Source organism: Aeromonas popoffii (assembly GCF_000820025.1).
Lineage (GTDB): Bacteria > Pseudomonadota > Gammaproteobacteria > Enterobacterales > Aeromonadaceae > Aeromonas > Aeromonas popoffii.
This window is the reverse complement of record NZ_CDBI01000001.1, coordinates 1-20,609: the sequence shown is the minus strand read 5'-3', so window position 1 is coordinate 20,609 and position 20,609 is coordinate 1. Positions and strand designations below refer to the sequence as shown.

The window sequence follows — 20,609 nt, the reverse complement described above, 5'->3', positions numbered from 1 at the left end:
AAGCAGGGTGCCGACCGCCGGGCTGCCTCGGCCATCAGTGATCGCGTTGCCTTAGCCACTCATCGCGCAGCAGGCCGTAGTGGACGTGGTCCACCACACGATCCACCAGTCGTTCGGCCCGTCGGCTGATCCCCTCCGGCTGCATGCCGAGTCGCTCGCACACCGCCCGGCTGGGCTCGTTTTCCACCGCCGTGCTGATCTCAACCTTCTCCATCCCCATCTCTTCGAAGGCGTGATGGATCAGGGCCTGACAGGCGCGGGTGATGATGCCGTTGCCCTGCCAGCGTTCCGCCAGCCAGTAGCCGATGGTGACCTTGGCCAGCGCCTGATCGATCTGGTTGTAGCCGATGACACCGACGACCTCGCCCTGATACTCGATGACGGTGGTCAATCCCTCGCCGCGGGCAAACTTCTCGATGGCGTGGCGGATGAAGGTGGCGCTGTCGGCCGGCTGCTGTATGTAGGGAGGCCAGGGCAGCCATTGGGTCAGGTAGTCGCGGTTCTCCCGGCACAGGCCAAAGAGTTCGCTTGCCATGTCGGGCTGCAAGAACAGCAGCGCCAACTCATCGTCCAGTTGCCATGAAAACATCCTTACCTCTCTGCCGTGTCTTGGCCCTGTGTGGGCCGCCAAACAGCCAATGTAGCCAATCAACCCCTTGTGCGCCAAGGGCTTTTACACTCTCACCTGCGTTCGCTATCCCCATATGGAGGGGCCTGTGTTGGGGTCCGTGTGGGCCTGGTTATTCTCAGGCCTTTTCAAGCGTCATTCACTGCTTTTTGTTCTGTTTGCACTACCTAACATATGAAACCGCAGATCCTGCTACCGGTTCGTGCTGCGCTGTCATATATGACAGGCAGCTGTTTTGATCGTGCTAACTAGTGTAGGAGCGTTGGGTAAGAGACCCGGCGTGCAATCTTCATCGACCTAAGGAAAGACGAGATGAACAAAGTTTATTTGGCCGTGGTATTGGCCTGCTGGGGAAGCGCAGCCTTGGCTGCAGAACAGGTTGACGTACATCAGGTGGCGGGCATTCAGGGAGCACCAAGCGGCGCCGCAGGTGTGAGTGCGCTGGTTGGGGATGGAGAGTTTCGTCAAGTGCGGGCGGTCAAGCTGCCCAATGGCCAGCAGCGGGTTCGCTATGAGCAGACCTGGAATGGTATCCCTGTCTGGGGCCAGGTGCTGGTGGCTGAGCTGTCCCTCGGTGGTCAGATAAGCCAGGTCTCCGGCCAGATCCTGCGTCAGATCGATGCCGACCTGGCCAGCCCGACTGCTGCCCTGTCACCGGCCGATGCCGCTGGCAAGGCCCGTGCCGGGGCCAAGGGCAGCAACGAGCGAGTCAAGCTGTTCGTGATGCAGGATGAGGCCGGGCAGGCCCGTCTGGTCTATCTGGTCTCATGGTTGGCGGCAAGCGAGCAGCCGAGCCGTCCCTTCGTGGTGATCGATGCCCAGAACGGTACCGAGCTCAAGCGCTGGGAGGGGATCAACCACAAGGACTCCACAGGCCCGGGTGGCAACGTCAAGACCGGCAAATACTTCTACGGCTCCGACTTCGGCCCCCTGCTGGTGGATGACACCTGCCGCATGACCAGCCCGAACGTGGATACGGTCAACATGAATCACGCCACCACGGGTGGTGCCGTGCACCAGTTCACCTGCCCGGAGAACACGGTCAAGGAGATCAACGGTGCCTACTCGCCGCTCAACGATGCCCACTACTTTGGCAATGTGGTGTTCGACATGTACCGCAACTGGTACAACACGGCGCCGCTCAGCTTCAAGCTGAAGATGCGGGTGCACTACAGCCGCAACTACGAGAATGCCTTCTGGGACGGCAGCCAGATGACGTTTGGCGACGGTGCCACCACCTTCTACCCGTTGGTGAGCCTGGACGTGGCCGCCCACGAGGTGAGTCACGGTTTTACCGAACAGAACTCGGGCCTGGTCTACTCGGACCAATCGGGCGGCATCAACGAGGCCTTCTCCGACATGGCGGGGGAAGCGGCCGAGTACTACATGAAGGGCAGTAACGACTGGATGGTCGGGGCCCAGATCTTCAAGGGCAATGGCTCGCTGCGCTACTTCGAGGATCCGACCCGTGACGGCAGCTCAATCGGTCATGCCAGCGACTACTACGATGGCATTGATGTGCACCATAGCTCGGGTGTCTACAACCGTGCCTTCTACCTGCTGGCCAATACCAGTGGCTGGAACACCCGCAAGGCCTTTGAAGTATTCGTGCTGGCCAACCGCCTCTACTGGGGAGCCAATACCACCTACGATCAGGGCGCCTGTGGCGTGACCAGGGCGGCTACCGATCTGGGCTACAGCCTGCCTGACGTGGCGGCGGCCTTTACTACGGTCGGTGTCAATGCCTCCTGCGGCACCACACCGCCACCGAGCAGCAGTGTGCTGCAAAACGGGGTCCCCGTGACCGGGCTCTCCGCTACCAAGGGTGGCAAGGTGAACTTCACTATCGACGTACCGGCCGGCAAGAGCCAGCTGGTGGTTGCCAGCAGTGGCGGCACCGGTGATGCGGATCTCTATGTGAAGTTCGGGGCGCTGCCGACCGGCACCAGCTATGATTGCCGCCCATACAAGAATGGCAACACCGAGACCTGCACTCTGAATTCGCCCAAGGCGGGTACCTGGTATGTGCAGCTGAGCGGTTTCAGCGCCTTTTCCGGGGTGACCCTCAAGGCAACCTACTGATCCCTGGTTGATGTGATCTAGCGTTTGGCGCCGGACTTGTCCGGCGCTTTTTTATGCGGATTTACCCGACCAGCGTCGGGCCAGGGTGCGGGCGGCTTCCAGCACCCGCTCCTTGGCGGGGTTGGGTCGTTTGCCGCTGCGCCAGGCCATCATGACATCCCAGTGATCCTGCGGCAGATCCACCACATCCAGCTGGATCAGGCGGCCAACCTCCAGGTCCCGGCTGATGGCGAGTGCCGGCATCAGGGTGATGAAGCCGTGCTCCAGCGCCAACTCCCGCGCCGCACTGGCGGGCTGGATCGCATGCAGCGGGCTCGCCACCTGGCGTAGCAGTCGCAGTTGCAGGATCAATTCGTCGCAGCCTGTGCCCCACTGCTGGGGAGCCAGCCGCTCGTTGGCTATGTCTTGCAGGGTCAGGCCCCGCTGCCCCGCCAGCGGGTGGGTGGCGCAGGCTACCGCTATGATGGGGGAGCGGCAGAGCAACTCGAGCTGGATGCCGGCGATGGCCGGACACTTGAGGATGAAGCCGACGTCTGTTTCACCGGTCAGCAGCTCTTGCATGATGATGCCGGAGTGATCCGTATTGCAGCGGATCTCGAATGCTTCATCCACCAGCGCCAGCAGCAGGGGGCCAAACACCACAGTGGTCAGGGAAGGGAGGCAGGAGAGCTTGATGCGGGGCAGGGCTGGCGCACCTTGCATCGCCAGGCGTCCCCCTTCCAGTGCAGTGAGCGCGGCGGCTGCCGCAGGCAGAAACTGTTCGCAGGCCGGGGTCGGGGTAGCGCCGCGTCTGTGGCGGCGAAACAGGGGTTGTCCCAGCGCCTGTTCCAGCACGGCGATTCGCTGACTGACCATGGGTTGGGACCAGCCGCGAATGGCCGCCGCCTTGCTGAAGCTGCCGCGATTGACCACATCCAGTAGTAATTGCAAGTCATCCAGAGTCATAGCCATAACGTAATCCAATATGAAATATAGCCAGTTGTCGGCTACCACTATATCTGGCGCCCTTCCAGAATAGCAGTCTCAATCGTCGTGCATTGGCATATTGCCATGTCGAGTCAGGGGGTTACAGTCACCCTTGACCTGATTTGGCGACGGCGTCATCCGGGCGATGAGACGAGCGAGTTGGATGTCATTAGCAAAGCAGGGGTCAGGCAATCATGGTGGAGCGGGCGAGGCGGTTGGGGCGGTGGTTTTTGGCGTTGGATTCCCTCTTGGTGATCCTGGGGTTTTTCGTGGTGATGCCCATGATCAGTCTGCGCTTCGTGGATCAGCTTGGCTGGGCGGCCGGGGTGGTTGGTCTGGCGCTGGGGCTGCGTCAGCTGACCCAGCAGGGGTTGGGGGTGTTTGGGGGATCGCTGGCAGACAAGTTTGGTGCCCGGCCACTCATAGTGGGGGGCATGCTGTTGCGGGCCGCGGGTTTTGCCAGTCTGGCCTATGCCCAGAGCGGGCTTGACCTGATCCTCTCCTGCATCATCTCGGGGCTGGGCGGCTGTCTGTTCGATCCCCCCCGGGCCGCCCTGGTGATCAAGTTCACTCGTCCGCGTCAACGGGGTCGCTACATCTCCTTGCTGATGATGCTGGAGAGCGCCGGCGCCGTGGTGGGGGCGCTGCTTGGCAGCTGGTTGCTCAACTTCGACTTCGAGTACGTCTGCCTGCTAGGGGCTGGCCTGTTTGTCTGTGCGGCCCTGTGCAACCTGCTGATCCTGCCGCCCTACAAGCTCTCGCTGCGGCCGACGCCGATCCGGGCCGGTCTCGGCCAGGTGTTGGCGGACAAGGCCTTCTGCCGGCTGGTGCTGATCCTGAGTGGCTACTACGCACTCTGGGTGCAGGTCATGCTGATCTTCCCCATTCTGGTGAAACAGATGGCGGGCAGCACCACTGCGGTGGGCTGGATGTATACCCTGGAAACTGCCATCTCGCTGGCGCTGCTGTACCCTCTTGCCCGCTATGGCGAGAAGCACCTCAAGCTGGAGAGCCGGCTGATGGCGGGCGTGTTGCTGATGACGGCCGGCATAGGGCTGGTGGCGTTTGCGACCACGCTGCCTGCGGTCTTCATGCTGCTGGCCTGCTTCTACCTGGGGATCGTCATCGCCGAGCCGGCGCGGGAGACCCTCATGACCAAATTGGCGCAGCCGGGGGCTCGTGGCAGTTACATGGGCTTCAGCCGGTTGGGGCTGGCGCTCGGTGGCATGACGGGATACGTGGGGGGCGGAGCCTTGCATGACTACGCCAATGCTCAGGGGCAGCCTTGGTTACCCTGGCTGGTGCTGGGGACGGTCGGCGTGACGACCTTGCTGCTGCTGGTGAACTGCTTTCACCGCGAGCCGAGTCTGGCGCGGATTAATATCTGACGGGCAATCAAAAACCGGCCGCAGGGCGGCCGGTAACAATACAGTAGGCAATTCAGGAACGGCTTAGAAGTTGTACTGCAGGGCCACGGCGACCACGTCGTCGGTGTTCTTGCCCAGAGTATTCATGCTGGTAGATCCCGCTTCGTCCAACAGGTTGATTTTGTAATCAACATAGGCGTTGAAGTTGTCGGTGAAGTTGTACCAGGCACCGATGGAAACATATTCGGTAGCGGTCTCGTCGATGCCGCGGGCGTTGTCTTTCACGTCGGTACGCAGGTAGGCCAGAGACGGCTTGAACTTGCCGATGGTGTACTGGGCTACGGCTTCGTAGCCATCCATCTTCTCGGCATAGCCGTTGTTGACGAACAGGTGGTCTTCACCGTGGGAGTAGGTCGCAGCCAGGTAGAGGTCGCCGACTGCGTACTTGGCACCCACGCCATACAGCTTGGCATCGCGATCGCCACCGAAAGCGGCATTGGCTACTTGCTCGTCGGTCTTGCCAGCCTGGTTGTAGGCAGTACCCAGGCTCAGGCCCATGTCGAAGTCATAGTTGGCAGACACGGCGAAACCTTCGGAAGAACCCTTCGGATTCCAGGTGCTGTTCGGGCCAACGCGGTTGGAGCGATCAGCGTTCTGCGGATCGTTGTTACCGGTGAACTGGGCACCCAGGGTCAGGTCCTGATAGGTATAGATGTACTGGGCCAGGCCGTTGGTGCGGCCGGTGCCGAACACTTCTGTGTCTTTACCCAGGCCGTCACCGCCCCACTCAGCCAGCACGTCGGTGTAGTTGTTCACGGCTTTGGTGAACAGACCATCCTGACGGCCATAGCTGAAGGCACCGAAACGATCGTGCTTGATGCCGGCGTAGGCATAACGCAGTTCGTCGTTGTCAGAACCGGAGACCGGCAGGTTGTATTCAGCGAAGCCGAATGCTTTGAGTTCGCTATCTATCTTGGTTTCGCCGGCAACGTGCAGACGGAAGTAGCTCTGATCACCTTCGGAGCCGTTGTCATCGGTACCGTAGTACATGCCTTGAGCACGGCCACCAATCTCGAGTTTGGTGTCGTTCTGGTCATAGACGGTAGCGGCTTGCGCACCACCGGCCAGCAGCACGCTGGAGATGGCCATAGTCAATGCTGTCTTTTTCATTGTTCGTTCCTCTGGTGTAAACACTGTCGGGCCTGTGCTGGCCCTGTTGATCGGTTTCTGTTCCGATGCCCAGAGTAGATCTGCGAACCTTGATAGAAACTGAAGTGCATAAGGATTAATTAATGATTAGACGCAAAAGCCAGGCATAAAAAACGGCCCAAAGCGGGCCGTTTGAGGGTTTTTAGCATGAAATGCTGATCAGAGTATCATGCCGCCAAAGAAGAAGCCCAATGCCACGGCGAAAGCGATGGTCGCAGTGCCGGGGATGAAGAAGGGGTGGTTGAACACGGCCTTGCCGATACGGGTCGAGCCGGTGTCGTCCATCTCGACCGCGGCCAGCAGGGTCGGGTAGGTCGGCAGTACGAACAGGGCGCTCACGGCGGCGAAAGAGGCGATGGCGGTCAGCGGGCTGACACCCAGTGCCAGCGCAGCCGGCATCAGGGCCTTGGTGGTGGCGCCTTGTGAGTAGAGCAGCATGGCGGCGAAGAACAGCACAACGGCCAGCAGCCAGGAGTACTGGTTCAGCAGGTCACCGGCGATCAGCTGTATGGTGTCCATGTTGCTTTTCACGAAGACGTTGCCCAGCCAGGCCACACCCAGTACGCAGATACAGGCGGACATACCGGATTTGAAGGTCGGCATGTTGGTCACTTGAGTGGCATCCAGTTTGCAGACCAGGGTCATGATGGTGGCAGCGGCCAGCATGATGCCCATGATGGCTCCGTCACGGGGGATCGGCGGGTTGGTGATCAGGCCCACTTTACCTGAGATGGCGGTGGCATAGGCCATGACCGCTACGATGGCGGAGATGAAGATCCAGACAGAAACCTTGGCGTAAGGCTTCAGCTCCAGCTTGGTGGTGCCGCGCAGCTTGATCAGTCCCTTGGCTTTACGCTCCAGATAGACTTCATCCTGCTCCAGCGGTTTGCCCATCATGTTGGCAATGAAGGCGCCCAGGATACAGGCAATGAAGGTGGAGGGAATGCAGATGGCCAGCAGGGTCAGGTAGTCAATACCGAACGGCTCCAGCATGCCGGAGAAAGCAACCACGGCCGCGGAGATTGGGGAGGCGGTGATGGCGATCTGGGAGGCAACAACCGCGATGGAGAGTGGACGGGAAGGACGAATGCCCTGCTCCTTGGCCACTTCGGCGATCACCGGCAGGGTGGAGAAGGCGGTGTGACCGGTACCGGCCAGCATGGTCATCAGATAGGTCACGATCGGGGCGGCGAAGGTGATGTACTTGGGATTTTTGCGCAAGGCTTTTTCTGCCAGCGATACCAGGTAGTCCATGCCTCCCGCCAGTTGCATACAGGCAATGGCACAGATGACGGACGCGATGATCATGATCACGTCCCAAGGGATGAAGGTGACCAGTTGGTCGCCCGGAATTGCTACCCCCAGGCCCCAGGTCAGTACCAGCACACCCAGACCACCGGCAAAGCCGATACCGATACTGCCTATCCGGGCACCCAGATAGATAGCGGCGAGCACCACAAGTAACTCGATAACAATCATAGTGAACACTCCATTTTCCAGTTTTTTTAGGTTTTATTTGGCAGAAAAGCCAATTCCCGATGGGGCTGGGCAAGACCTATCGGGAACTGACTTTATGGGCCGGGATAAACCCGGCCCATTTGCTCGCTTATACGTTGGCTTCGCGGGTGTAGCGCTTGGCTTTGTATTGCGGGTTCATCAGGTTCTCGATGGAGAGAATTTCATCCAGCTGCTCTGCGGTCAGCAGGCCGCGTTCCAGCACGACCTCACGGACGTTCTTGCCGGTCTGGGCACAGATCTTGCCGACGATATCCCCTTCGTGGTGGCCGATGAAGGGGTTCAGGTAGGTCACGATGCCGATGGAATTCAGCACATGGTTCATGCAGATTTCCGGGTTGGCAGTGATGCCTTCGACGCACTTCTCGCGCAGGGAGATACAGGCTTTTTCCATCAGGCTAAGGGATTCGAACATGGCCTGGCCAATCACCGGCTCCATGACGTTTAGCTGCAGCTGACCCGCTTCGGCGGCGAAGGTGATGGTGACGTCGTTACCGAATACCTTGAAGCAGCTCTGGTTGACCACTTCCGGGATAACCGGGTTGACCTTGGCCGGCATGATGGAGGAGCCCGCCTGCATTTCCGGCAGGTTGATCTCTTTGAGTGCGGTGCGCGGGCCGGAGGAGAGCAGACGCAGATCGTTACAGATCTTGGACATTTTCATGGCCAGACGCTTGATGGCGCCGTGCAGCATCACGTAGGCGCCGCAGTCTGAAGTGGCCTCAATCAAATCCTCTGCCGGCACATAGGCACGACCTGTGATCTCGGCCAGTCGCTTGATGGCCAAGGCTGAGTACTCGGGCGGGGTGTTCAGGCCGGTACCGATCGCGGTCGCGCCCAGGTTCACTTCCAGCAGCAGCTCCTGGCAACGCTTGATGGACTTGATCTCTTCACGCAGGGTGACGGCGAAGGCGTGGAATTCTTGGCCCAGGGTCATGGGAACTGCGTCCTGCAGCTGGGTACGACCCATCTTCAGAATGCTCTTGAACTCCTTGGCCTTGTCATAGAAGGCGGCGATCAGCGCTTCCAGCGCGTGCAGCGTGGTGTCTGTGCTGTTTACCACGGCAACGCGGAAACCGGTGGGGTAGGCGTCGTTGGTGGACTGGCACTTGTTGACGTGGTCGTTCGGGTTGATGACATCGTAGCGGCCTTTCGCCAGACCCATGATCTCGAGGGCGATGTTGGCCAGTACTTCGTTGGTGTTCATGTTGACGGAGGTGCCGGCACCACCTTGATACACGTCGACCGGGAACTGGTCGAAGCATTTGCCGGTGTTCAGCATCAGGTCGCAGGCTTCTACGATCTTGTCAGCAATTTCAGGACGAATGGTACCCAGTTCGCCGTTCGCCATGGCGGCGGCCTTCTTGGTCAGTACCATGCCGCGGACGAATTCCGGAACGTCAGAAATCTTCTGAGAGCTGATCTTGAAGTTCTCGACAGCGCGCAGGGTGTGCACACCGTAGTAGAAATGATTGGAAACTTCTTTGGTGCCCAGCAGGTCTTCTTCAATGCGGACGTTCTTGATGTCGCTCATTGTAATGCCTCAGAAATCAGATTAATGGAAACGATCCTCACCGAGTGGTCGCGAGTTCCTTACGCACGGCTCATCCTGAAGCACCACACATCGAGTGGGGCAGGTGGAGGCTTTTTTGCCCCCTATAATTACTGGTGTCTACATTACCTCAATTGAGGTATCTAATATTAGACTTGGATCACTAAATTTGAGACAGCCTCAAATAAATTGTGGTCATTAAACTGAGATTGCAATCGAACGATTTACTTTGACAGAACAAGGTGTTCAATCACAGTCCACTTGGCCGTTTTTTCTGAAGAACCGGCGCGCTGTCACCCTTCAGACTTGAAAAACGAGGGGATACCCCCATTTTAATTCTCAAGGAGCTATATCATGGTGAGTTGGCAGCAACATTATTTCGTTGGCTGCAACAGACCTGAGATTCATTCAAGTTCACCCGCACTGAGGTTGTTATGGGCAAGTTATTTCTGTTGTTGATTGGTCTGGTGCTGCTCGAGCTAACCGTGATGATCGAAGTGGGCTCCGTGATGGGCGCCTTGCCAACCGTCGGCTTATTGGTACTGGCCGCCGTGATCGGGTCATCGCTGGTGCGCAGTGAAGGCATCAAGACCCTGCTCAATGCGCAGCAAAAGATGCAGCAGGGCGAGATGCCGGGTCGAGAGGTGATGGGGGGCATGATGCTGGCGCTGGCTGGCTTGCTGCTGATCATCCCGGGTTTTGTGACCGATTTCTTCGGTATCCTGCTGTTGCTGCCCTGGCTGCGTAACAGGCTGGCCGACAAGCTGGTGGGCAGCGGCCAGTTCAGGATGCAGATGGGCGGTTTTCAGGCACAGCGGCCTCCATTCGAGGCGCGTCCTGGCGAGGACGAGGAACCGCCGGGCGGTGCTAATCGTGGTGGGACCACCATCGAGGGCGAATTTGAACGTAAAGAATAAACCGCAGTATGGGTGCTGTGCCTGTCAGGGTTTGCCCTGATGGCACAGTCGCTCGAAGCGGTGGTGGGCATACCACCAGGCCAGTGTGCCCGCCGCCAGATTGGCCAGCAGTATCCCCAGATAGATCCCCTGTTCCCCACCCAGTTCAGCCCCCAGCCAAGCCCCTGGCACCAAGAAGACAAACAGTCGCAACCCGTTGAACAGAAAAGAGACACTCGAGGCCCTGACACCATTGAGCGCCGAGGCCAGCAGCATCACCATGCCCTGGAAGCCGTAACCTATGGGCACCAGGTGCAGATAAAGGATGATGAGGCGCACCACCTGTGGATGATCGCTGAACAGGTTGGCGATGAGCGGTGCCAGCAGCCAGGTCAATCCATAGACGCCGAGCTGGAACAGCAGGGCGAAGCGCATGCAGAACTGGAGCGCCGCCTTGGCGCGGGCCGGGTTGCCCGCTCCGCAGTTTTGAGAAATGAAGGGGGCCAGCACGGAAGAGAGCGCCATCATCACGATAAGCAACAAGGCTTCCACTCTCGATGCGGCGCCATAGGCAGCGACTACCTCGGTGCCTAATCCGGCGAAGATGGTCATCAGCACGGCAGTGGCCAGCGGGTTGAGCATGTTGGTAAACGAGGCCGGTACTGCCACGTGCAGCAAGGCGCGCCAGTGAGCCAGCAGCCGTGGCCGGGGCGACAGGCGCCACAACAGCAAGCCTTCCCGATGGCGCAATATATAGAGGCTGACCAGCATGGCCATCAGCCAGGAGATCGAGGTGGCAATGGCCGCCCCGCGGATCCCCCACTCGGGAAAAGGGCCTATGCCGAAGATGAGCAGAGGATCCAGCACACCGTTGACCAGTCCCGCTACCCCCATCACCAGGCTCGGGGTTTTGGTATCCCCAGTGGCCCGGATGGCGGCATTGCCTACCATGGGCAGCACCAGCATGGGCACGGTCAGATACCAGATCAGCATGTAGTCGTAGATGAGCCCGATAAGCGGGTCGCTGGCACCGAGCAGCCGAAACAGGGGTTGTATGGTGAGGGCGCCCAGCACAGAGAGCAGGGTAACCAGTACCACGGCCAAAAACAGGCTGTCGGTGGTGATGCGGGCGGCTTCGTCATGCCTGCCCTGGCCGAGCGCGTGACCGATGACCGCCGAGAGCCCAGCCCCCAGCCCCATTGCCAACGAGGTCACCACGAAGGTAACCGGAAAGGTGAAGCTGATGGCCGCGAGTGCTTGGGTGCCCAGCATGCCGATGAAGAAGGTGTCGACCAGGTTGAAAGCCAGTATGGCGACTATGCCGAGGATCATGGGGCCCGTCATGCGCAACAATACGGACGTCATGGGGGCGGTCAGCATGGGATTGGGTCGGGTCACGGGCTCGTCTCTTGCATCTGGCGAATTACGTTCTGACTGTGGGCAGCGCAAATCCGGTTTCCTGACCGGGACACGGGCGATCCATCGAAGATATTCATAGTACGTGAAAATATTTTTTTTGTATTTGCCCTTGAAGGGTTAACAAAAACGCCCCACATCAGAGACATATCTAATTTGGCCAGGAATGGCCATTCCTCAAAGCAACACAGAGACTCATTTTGGGAGAGTTATCGATGAAAATTCGTCCACTGCACGATCGCGTCATCATCAAGCGCATCGAAGCTGAAGCCAAATCCGCTGGCGGCATTGTCTTGACTGGTACTGCGGCCCAGAAGTCCACCCGTGGTGAAATACTTGCCGTGGGGACTGGCCGAATTCTGGACAATGGCGATGTCAAAGCCCTTGCCGTCAAGGTGGGTGACAAGGTGATCTTCAACGAAGGCTACGGTGTGAAGACCGAGAAGCTGGATGGGCAGGATGTACTGATCCTGTCCGAGACCGACATCCTGGCGATTGTCGAAGCGTAATTCACCCTTTTCCCCGAATTGATTTAAGGACTGAAGAAAATGGCAGCTAAAGAAGTCAAGTTTGGCAACGAAGCCCGCATCAAGATGCTCGAAGGCGTAAACATCCTGGCCGATGCCGTCAAGGTTACCTTGGGCCCGAAAGGCCGCAACGTGGTACTGGACAAGTCCTTCGGTGCTCCGACCATCACCAAGGATGGCGTCTCCGTTGCTCGCGAAATCGAGCTGGAAGACAAATTCATGAACATGGGCGCCCAGATGGTCAAGGAAGTTGCTTCCAAGGCCAATGACGCCGCCGGTGACGGTACCACCACGGCGACCGTACTGGCTCAGGCCATCGTCAACGAAGGCCTGAAGGCCGTTGCCGCTGGCATGAATCCGATGGATCTGAAGCGTGGTATCGACAAGGCAGTTATTGCTGCCGTTGCTGAGCTGCAAGTCTTGTCCCAGCCGTGTGCCTGCAACAATGCTATCGCTCAGGTGGGTACCATCTCCGCCAACTCCGATGAAAAAGTGGGTAAGCTGATTGCCGAAGCCATGGACAAAGTCGGTCGTGATGGCGTCATCACAGTTGAAGATGGTCAGGGCCTGGATGACGAGCTGGCTGTAGTCGAAGGTATGCAGTTCGATCGCGGCTACCTCTCTCCGTACTTCGTCAACAAGCCGGAAACCGGTTCTGTCGAGCTGGATGATCCTTTCATCCTGCTGGTTGACAAGAAAGTGTCCAACATTCGCGAGATGCTGCCGGTGCTGGAAGGCGTTGCCAAAGCAGGCAAGCCGCTGCTGATCGTTGCCGAAGACGTGGAAGGCGAAGCGCTGGCGACCCTGGTGGTCAACACCATGCGCGGCATAGTGAAAGTGGCTGCCGTCAAGGCACCTGGTTTCGGTGACCGTCGCAAGGCCATGCTGCAGGATATCGCCATGCTGACCGGTGGTACCGTGATCTCCGAAGAAGTGGGCATGGAGCTGGAAAAAGCGACCCTGGAAGACCTGGGCCGTGCCAAGCGCATCGTCATCACCAAAGAAAACACGACCATTATCGATGGTGTGGGTGATGCAGCCCTGATCGAGAGCCGTGTGGCCCAGATCCGTCAGCAGATCGAAGATACCTCTTCCGATTATGACCGTGAGAAGCTGCAAGAGCGTGTAGCCAAACTGGCTGGCGGCGTTGCCGTGATCAAGGTCGGTGCCGCTACCGAAGTCGAGATGAAAGAGAAGAAAGCCCGTGTTGACGATGCCCTGCACGCAACTCGCGCAGCCGTCGAAGAAGGTGTGGTTGCAGGTGGTGGTGTTGCGCTGGTGCGTGTTGCTGCCAAACTCGCCAATCTGCGCGGTGACAACGAAGACCAGAACGTGGGCATCAAGGTTGCCTTGCGTGCCATGGAAGCTCCGCTGCGTCAGATCGTCATCAACGCTGGCGAAGAAGCCTCCGTCATTGCCAACGCGGTGAAGAATGGTGAAGGCAACTTCGGTTACAACGCTTACACCGAACAGTACGGTGACATGCTGGCCATGGGTATCCTGGATCCGACCAAGGTGACCCGTTCTGCGCTGCAGTTCGCCTCTTCCATCGCCGGCCTGATGATCACCACAGAGTGCATGATCACCGAGCTGCCAAAGAAAGATACCCCTGCCATGCCTGACATGGGTGGCATGGGTGGTATGGGCATGATGTAATTCGGCCCTGTTTACCAAACGGCTCGCTTTTGCGAGCCGTTTTTTTTATGGCGACTAAACTGAGTCTATTGTTGGCAACGTTATATGAGGTGAATATGCGTGTACTGGGTTTGATTACATTACTCTTTTCTCTGGCAATGCCAGCCATGGCCCTAGAGGCACCGCAGGGACCCGTGATCTTGAAGGTGACCGGCAATGTGATGCCCGCCGGGGCGAGCGAGGGGGCTATTGGCTTCGATCTGGCCATGCTCAAGGCGCTGCCACAGCATGAGATAGTGACGGGAAACCCCTGGGTCGACAAACCGCACAAGTATGTGGGGCCCAAGCTGGCGGATGTGCTTGCTGCCGTCGGGGCGGATGGCAAGGCCGTAACCCTGACCGCCTTGAACAGTTTTCAGATTAAGATCAACTGGGACAAGGTCAAACAATATGATCCCATCCTGGCTTGGCAGGACGACGGGGTGACCATGCGGGTGCGGAATAAGGGGCCGCTTTGGTTTATTCTACCGCTGGATCAGTATCCTGAGCTGAAACGGTCAGAATTTACCGACATGATGATCTGGCAACTGAGTTCGGTTGATATCCAGCATTGATATAATGGTTTGCGGGAGTGCGGGTGAAAGCAAAGACCAAGGCGTGGCCGTTACTTGCGGTGCTTTATCTATCCATCCTGTTGTTCACGGGAAGCACCCTGTATTGCCTCGCACAGATACAGAATGCAACCCGGGTGATGGAGAAATATACCTATGATGTCTCCTGGGCCCTAATGCAGTTGCAGTTGGAGTTGGGGCGTTTCCTCAACTCCGTCGAGATCTACCATTATGGCGGCATAGATCATGACGCCCTGATGCTGCGTTACGACATCCTCTGGAGTCGTACACCTATCCTGCTCAGTGGCCAGCTGCGCCAGAGCATGAAGGACAAGCAGAAGACACTGCGGTTGGTGCAGCTGATCGAAAGCAATATCCGCGAGATGGAGTCCAACATCACTCACCTGAAATCGGGCACGCCGGACTATCAGCAGATCATGATACGGCTGGCCCCCTTGCAGGAACCCCTCTCTTACTCTCTTGCGTCTGTCATGCAGAAGAACATCAACGTTTATTCGGGCAATGACAAGCGTTTCGGTCAGCTGCGCAATGCCTTGCTGTTCATGGTGTCCGGCCTCGTGCTGTCGGTGATGCTGCTCAGTGGCCTGCTGATCCGCGAGGCTCGCCGGCACTTCCGTATGGCACGTGTTGATCCCCTGACCGGATTGTCCAACCGGCTGGCGTTGCTGGAGAAGATGGAATCGTATGCAGCCAGGGAGACGCCATTTGGCCTGGTGCTGGTGGATATCAACGATTTTCGTGATATCAACAGCAAATTTGGCTACAACACGGGTGACTTCCTACTACGGGAGCTGGCAAAGCGGACCCGCAGCCTGTGTGAAAACGGGGAGTGGGTGGCACGTCTGGGTGGGGATCAATTCGCCATGATCCAGCGCGAGAGCAGCGACCTGCGACAGGTGAGGGAGCTGGTATCCCGCCTGCTCCATGCACTCAAGCAGGACATTATCATCGACAATTACTCATTCCGGCTGGAGGTCGGGATCGGCATTGCCTTCTTCCCGATGGACAGCAAATTGACGCAGGAGTTGCTCAGCCGGGCCGAGCTGGCGCTGTTTCACAGTCGCAAGGCCCATGTCCCTTATGTCATTTATGACAATTCGCTGCTCAATGAGACGGCGCGACGCAAGCATCTGGCAAGCGACATGATAATGGCGTTGGAGCACAACGCACTTGAGCTTTATTACCAGCCCATCGTCAATCTCGAAAGTGGTCGCTGCGAGGCGGTCGAAGCTCTGCTGCGCTGGCGCCACCCTGAATTGGGCTTCATTCCGCCCAATGAGGTGATCCAGGTGGCAGAAGAGTTCCAGCTTGCCGAGAAACTGGGCAGCTGGGTGCTGAATACCGCCTGTGAGCAGCTCTATCAGTGGCAGCAGCTCGGGTTGGTCGATTTGCAGATGTGCGTGAACATCTCACCTGGCATGTACCAGCGCAACTTGTTGAAGCTGGTGGCCAAGGCCTTGATGGATCATCATATCCCGGCCGCCAGCCTGGTCTTGGAAGTGACCGAAGACACAACAATGCGCGAGGTGAAAAACTCCTTGCAGCTGATGCAGGATCTCAATCAGCAGGGTGTACAGCTGGCGCTGGATGACTTCGGGACCGGCTACTCCTCCCTCAGTTATTTGCAGAAACTGCCCGTCAGCAAGGTAAAGATCGATCGCTCCTTCATTCAGGGGATCGATACCTCAATAGAGGCCTCGGAGCTGGTCGCCAATATCTGCCGCATGGGCTCCATGCTGGGCAAAAGCCTGGTGTGTGAGGGGATAGAAACCCAGGCCCAGCTCGATGTGCTGCGCACCCTCACCGACATTCACCTCTATGGTCAGGGATATCTGTTCAGTCGTCCTGAACAGGCAGAGAAGGTCTATCAGACTTTGCTGGAGATGGAAGAGCAATGGCTGGAGCGACGTCAACCCAACAAGACGTATTTAATTTAGCCAAAATGGCTCATGAATGGCACAAGAGGGCCGATAGTCTTAGGGCAGGAGGTACACCATGGATATATCTAGTTCTGCATCAACGTCATTTGGTTCTGCTTTGCTGACAGCCAGTCTGGCCAAGAAACAGCAAACCCAGGATGGTGAAGCCGCATTGAAACTGCTCCAGACGGCTGCTCAATCAGCCCCGACCGCAGCGACATCGGCCAGCTCCACACTGGGAAGTAAAATCGATATTCGTGTCTGACCCTAATGAAAAAGCCCCCATCAGTTGATGGGGGCTTTTTTTATGTTCACGTTCTGGCCTATAGCGGAAAAGGTGCGGGAGTTTCAAAGGTCATACGCTCCCCACTGCGGGGGTGGCTGATGGTCAGCATGGCTGCATGCAGGTAGAGATGGGGGGCTGCCGTCAGCGCATCCGGATGGGCATAGAGGTTGTCACCCAGAATCGGGTGCCCCAGCTCCAGCATATGGACGCGTAACTGGTGGGAACGACCGGTAATGGGGGTCAGCTTGATCAGGCTGTTGCCGTTCTCCACCTTCAGTTTTTCCCACAGGGTCAGGGCGTGACGGCCCTCCTCGTGGTCCACCTTCTGTTTCGGGCGGTTGGGCCAATCGACGCAGAGTGGCAGATCTACCTGACCCGATTCTGCTTCCGGCTCACCCCACACCCAGGCGAGGTAGTGCTTCTCGGTCTCCCGCTCGCGAAATTGTCGGCTCAGCTCCCGATGAGAATTGGGGTTGAGAGGAATGACAATGACGCCAGTGGTGGACATGTCGAGGCGATGGGCAGCCGCCGCCTTGGGGTGTTGCTGCTTCACCCGATGCAGGACGCTGTCTTCATTCTCGGGGCCGCGCCCGGGGACGCTCAGCAGGCCAGTGGGCTTGTTGACCACCATGATGTCCTTGTCCTTGAACAGGATATCGAGCCAGGGTTCCAGAGGCGGTGAGTATTCAAACATAAATGTCTCGCATCAGAAGGTGGGGGCAAGCCCCCATCAGTTATGGGTAACCACGATAAAGCGGCATTGGATATCCAGTTTGAGCTGGGTCGGGCCGCTGTCGGTCGGTACCTTGTCAGTTATGGGTGACCACGATAAAGCGGATGGCATCCAGCTTGAGTTGGGTCTGATCGATCAGGTGGTGCAATTCTGCCTGCAGATTGCGCAGATAATCCAGTTCGCTGTCGCGTACGTTCGGATTGACCGCCTTGAGCGCTTCCAGCCGATCGAGATCCTGCTGCAGGGTCTGCGCCATTTGGGCACGGGCCTTGTCGACAATCACGGCTTTCAGCTCTTCGGCAATCGGCTGGCCTTTGCCAATCAGACCGTGAATAACCGGCTGGGAAGCGGTCACCAGTTTGCTGCCAAGATGGCGGTTGACCGGGGTCAGCTGGCGGTTGAAGGCATCGAACGCCACCTTCTCGCCCAGATTCTGGCCATTCTTGTCCATCAGCAGGCGGATCGGGGTCGGCGGCATGAAGCGGTAGAGCTGGGGATGGGCCGCAGACTCGGCGACGAAGATCAGCTCCAGCAGAATGGATCCGATGGGCAGCGCCTTGTTCTTGAGCAGTGCGACCGAGGTAGCACCGATCTCGGAGCCCAGGATCAGGTCGATACCGCCGCGCATCATGGGGTGATCCCAGGAGAGCAGCGCCATGTCATCCCGCGACAGGGCGGTATTACGATCAAAAGTGATGGTCATGCCGTCTTGTGGCAGGCCCGGGAAGCTGGAGACCAGCATGTGATCTCCGGGGGTCAGCACCATCGCGTTCTCGCCACGGTCATCCTGATTGACGCCGATCTCGTCGAACATCTTGAGGGCGAAGGAGATCATGCCGGTGTCGTCATCTTCGGCGGCCAGCTTGTCGACCAGCAGCTGGGCAGCAGCGCCACCGCTGGAGTGGATCTCCAGCAGGCGATCGCGACCCTGTTCCAGCCGGGCCTTGAGCGGCTCGTGCAGTTCGCGGGTCTTGATCAGCAGGGCGTCGAGGGTCGCCTGATCGCCGGTGTTGGCGGCCAGCAGCTCGAACAGCTCGTCACGCACCGCTTCGAATACCGGGCGAGCGGTAGGGCAGGTCTGCTCGAACGCGTCCAGACCATCGTGATACCAGAGCTGCAGGGCGCGCTGGGCAGTCCCTTCCAGATAGGGGACGTGGATCTCGACGGTATTCTGCTGACCGATACGATCCAGTCGACCGATACGCTGTTCCAGCAGATCCGGGTTGAGCGGCAGATCGAACAGCACCAGATGACTGGCAAACTGGAAGTTGCGACCTTCTGAACCGATCTCGGAGCAGAGCAGCACCTGGGCGCCACCATCTTCTTGCGCGAAATAGGCGGAGGCCTTGTCCCGCTCGAGGATCGACATCCCTTCATGGAACACGGTGCCGCGGATCCCTTCACGGGTGCGCAGCGCCTCTTCCAGCGCGATGGCGGTGGCCGCTTCGGAGCAGATCACCAGCACCTTCTGTTGGCGGGCCGAGAGCAGCAGCCCCAGCAACCACTCGACGCGCGGGTCGAACTGAGTCCAGGTGGCGTTGTCGCCTTCGAACTGCTGGAAGATTTTCTCGGGGTAGAGGTAGCGCAGGGCACGGGTCTGCAGATCGCCACCATTGCCACCCATCATGCCCATCACCTTGATGGCAGTCTTGTACTGCTCCGGCAGCGGCATGGGGTAGACATTGAGGTGGCGCTCAGGGAAGCCCTGAATATTGGCGCGGCTGTTGCGAAACAGCACTCGGCCGGTGCCATGCTGATCCAGCAGCTTGGCGACCGCCTGCTGACGGGCGGCGGTATTGCTCAGATCCAGCCCTTCCAGCTGGCTGGCGAGGATCTGCCTGGCTTCATTGCTCAGGGTCTCGCCATCCAGCAGCTCTTGCGCTGCGCTGGCGACCTGACCATAAGCCTGCTCCTCGGCGAGGAAGGCCTCGTAGTCGTAGAAACGCTCGGGATCGAGCAGGCGCAGACGGGCGAAGTGGCTCTGGTGCCCCAGCTGATCCGGGGTGGCGGTCAGCAGCAGCACACCCGGCACCTGTTCTGCAAGCGCTTCCACCATTTCGTAGGCGCGGCTGGGGGCATCGATACTCCACTCCAGATGGTGCGCTTCGTCAACAACCAGCAGATCCCACTCGGCTTCCAGCACCTGCTCGAAGCGACGACGCTTCTTGCGCAGGAAGTCGAGGCTGCAGATCACCAGTTGTTCGGTCTCGAAGGGGTTCTCCGCATCGGCGAACGCCTCAATGCAGCGCTCCTCATCAAACAGGGAGAAATGCAGGTTGAAGCGGCGCAGCATCTCGACCAGCCACTGGTGTTGCAAAGTTTCGGGCAGCAGGATCAGCACCCGATGAGCGCGGCCGGAGAGCAGTTGCTGATGAATGATCATGCCCGCTTCGATGGTCTTGCCCAGACCTACTTCGTCCGCCAGCAATACGCGCGGGGCGTAGCGGTGCCCCACTTCATGGGCGATATAGAGCTGGTGCGGGATCAGGCTGACCCGGCCACCGGCCAGACCGCGAGTCGGGTTGCGACGACGCTGGTGCTGGTTGATCAACGCCTCGTAGCGCAGGGTAAAGCGGGACATACGGTCAATCTGACCGGCGAACAGGCGATCCTGCGGCTTGTTGAACTTGATAAAGTTGTTGAGAAACACTTCCTTGAGGGCAACGGGCTCATCATTGTCGGTGCGAACACCTACATATATAAGCAGGCCGTTTTTCTCCTGCACTTCTTCGACCGTCATGGTCCAGTCTTCGTGACTGGCTATCTGGTCGCCCACATTGAAGCTGACCCGGGTGACCGGCGCCTCTTCTTTGGCATACATGCGGTTTTCACCGGTAGCCGGAAACAACAGGGTAACCATGCGTCCTTCAACAGCAACGACAGTCCCCAACCCCAGATCCGTCTCTGTATCACTAATCCAACGCTGGCCAAGTGCAAAAGGCATTAAACTCTCCAAAGCCCAAGAGTGTGTGAATCGCAAAGGGGCGCTATATTACCCGAAGGCGTGACCTCGATCACCATGCATATGGATGTGGTGACGCCAAATCACCACAACCTTGATCTGTAGCCGGCAAGGCACCACTGAAGACAGGTCGATGTTGTCAAATGAGTGTTTTTTTGCGGGATAAACGGTCTTTTTGGTGGATTGGTGAGCTGTTGAGCTAATAATTCGAATTTAATTCGAAAAGGCCCTTGCAAGCGTGATCCAGATCCCTATAATGCGCCACATCGACAGGGCAAGCGGCA

Annotated in this window: 16 protein-coding genes; 8 read left to right on the top strand and 8 right to left on the bottom strand. The window is 58.3% G+C overall.

The features are described from left to right. Positions 1-34: 34 nt before the first annotated feature. Entirely contained in the window at positions 35-589 is a 555-nt protein-coding gene (locus tag BN1129_RS00075) for a GNAT family N-acetyltransferase (protein ID WP_042033724.1), read from the bottom strand. 351 nt (positions 590-940) lie between these two features. On the opposite strand from BN1129_RS00075, the gene BN1129_RS00070 reads away from it, so the two are divergent. Continuing rightward, positions 941-2,710 carry a M4 family metallopeptidase gene (locus BN1129_RS00070; RefSeq protein ID WP_042033723.1) on the top strand — a complete coding sequence of 590 codons (1,770 nt, stop codon included), beginning with the start codon at positions 941-943 and terminating at the stop codon, positions 2,708-2,710. Between the two features lie 51 nt (positions 2,711-2,761). Here BN1129_RS00070 and BN1129_RS00065 read toward each other — a convergent pair whose 3' ends face one another. After that, positions 2,762-3,661 (bottom strand): LysR family transcriptional regulator, encoded by a 900-nt coding sequence (locus BN1129_RS00065; protein WP_042033722.1) that lies wholly within the window; start codon positions 3,659-3,661, stop codon positions 2,762-2,764. Positions 3,662-3,870: 209 nt separating this feature from the next. Between BN1129_RS00065 and mdtH the strand changes: the two genes are divergently transcribed. Continuing rightward, positions 3,871-5,064 carry a multidrug efflux MFS transporter MdtH gene (mdtH, locus tag BN1129_RS00060; RefSeq protein WP_042033721.1) on the top strand — a complete coding sequence of 398 codons (1,194 nt, stop codon included), beginning with the start codon at positions 3,871-3,873 and terminating at the stop codon, positions 5,062-5,064. A 63-nt stretch (positions 5,065-5,127) separates the two neighbouring features. On the opposite strand, the gene BN1129_RS00055 is transcribed toward mdtH, so the two are convergent. The 3 genes from BN1129_RS00055 to aspA all read right to left on the bottom strand — a co-directional run bounded on the left by BN1129_RS00055 (position 5,128) and on the right by aspA (position 9,301). Continuing rightward, on the bottom strand, positions 5,128-6,213 hold the full coding sequence (locus BN1129_RS00055) for a porin (RefSeq protein WP_042033720.1): 1,086 nt from the start codon (positions 6,211-6,213) through the stop codon (positions 5,128-5,130). Between the two features lie 198 nt (positions 6,214-6,411). Continuing rightward, positions 6,412-7,731: an anaerobic C4-dicarboxylate transporter gene (locus tag BN1129_RS00050; protein WP_042033719.1), complete on the bottom strand. Its 1,320-nt coding sequence runs from the start codon at positions 7,729-7,731 to the stop codon at positions 6,412-6,414. A 127-nt stretch (positions 7,732-7,858) separates the two neighbouring features. Beyond that, a complete protein-coding gene (gene aspA, locus BN1129_RS00045; RefSeq protein WP_042033718.1) occupies positions 7,859-9,301 on the bottom strand; it encodes an aspartate ammonia-lyase in 1,443 nt (480 codons plus the stop codon). A 452-nt stretch (positions 9,302-9,753) separates the two neighbouring features. Here aspA and BN1129_RS00040 point away from each other — a divergent pair, with 452 nt between their 5' ends. Beyond that, the gene (locus tag BN1129_RS00040; RefSeq protein WP_042033717.1) at positions 9,754-10,236 is read left to right on the top strand and encodes an FxsA family protein; all 483 of its coding nucleotides are present in this window, start codon (positions 9,754-9,756) and stop codon (positions 10,234-10,236) included. 24 nt (positions 10,237-10,260) lie between these two features. Here BN1129_RS00040 and BN1129_RS00035 read toward each other — a convergent pair whose 3' ends face one another. Beyond that, the gene (locus BN1129_RS00035) at positions 10,261-11,613 is read right to left on the bottom strand and encodes an MATE family efflux transporter (RefSeq protein WP_042033716.1); all 1,353 of its coding nucleotides are present in this window, start codon (positions 11,611-11,613) and stop codon (positions 10,261-10,263) included. 233 nt (positions 11,614-11,846) lie between these two features. Between BN1129_RS00035 and BN1129_RS00030 the strand changes: the two genes are divergently transcribed. The 5 genes from BN1129_RS00030 (at position 11,847) to BN1129_RS21930 (ending at position 16,609) form a co-directional block, all read left to right on the top strand. Further along, positions 11,847-12,140, top strand: coding sequence for a co-chaperone GroES (locus BN1129_RS00030; protein WP_042033715.1), 294 nt, complete (start codon positions 11,847-11,849; stop codon positions 12,138-12,140). A gap of 39 nt (positions 12,141-12,179) precedes the next feature. Continuing rightward, positions 12,180-13,814: a chaperonin GroEL gene (gene groL, locus BN1129_RS00025; protein ID WP_042033714.1), complete on the top strand. Its 1,635-nt coding sequence runs from the start codon at positions 12,180-12,182 to the stop codon at positions 13,812-13,814. A gap of 95 nt (positions 13,815-13,909) precedes the next feature. Beyond that, on the top strand, positions 13,910-14,407 hold the full coding sequence (locus tag BN1129_RS00020; RefSeq protein ID WP_042033713.1) for a putative pterin-binding protein: 498 nt from the start codon (positions 13,910-13,912) through the stop codon (positions 14,405-14,407). 23 nt (positions 14,408-14,430) lie between these two features. Beyond that, positions 14,431-16,362: a putative bifunctional diguanylate cyclase/phosphodiesterase gene (locus tag BN1129_RS00015; RefSeq protein WP_042033712.1), complete on the top strand. Its 1,932-nt coding sequence runs from the start codon at positions 14,431-14,433 to the stop codon at positions 16,360-16,362. 58 nt (positions 16,363-16,420) lie between these two features. Further along, positions 16,421-16,609 carry a hypothetical protein gene (locus tag BN1129_RS21930; RefSeq protein ID WP_080741189.1) on the top strand — a complete coding sequence of 63 codons (189 nt, stop codon included), beginning with the start codon at positions 16,421-16,423 and terminating at the stop codon, positions 16,607-16,609. A 58-nt stretch (positions 16,610-16,667) separates the two neighbouring features. Here BN1129_RS21930 and rluA read toward each other — a convergent pair whose 3' ends face one another. Both rluA and rapA read right to left on the bottom strand, forming a co-directional pair. Next, positions 16,668-17,324, bottom strand: a complete 657-nt coding sequence (rluA, locus tag BN1129_RS00010; RefSeq protein WP_042033711.1) for a bifunctional tRNA pseudouridine(32) synthase/23S rRNA pseudouridine(746) synthase RluA — start codon at positions 17,322-17,324, stop codon at positions 16,668-16,670. A gap of 115 nt (positions 17,325-17,439) precedes the next feature. Then, positions 17,440-20,307 carry an RNA polymerase-associated protein RapA gene (gene rapA, locus BN1129_RS00005; RefSeq protein ID WP_042033710.1) on the bottom strand — a complete coding sequence of 956 codons (2,868 nt, stop codon included), beginning with the start codon at positions 20,305-20,307 and terminating at the stop codon, positions 17,440-17,442. Between the last annotated feature and the right edge of the window lie 302 nt (positions 20,308-20,609).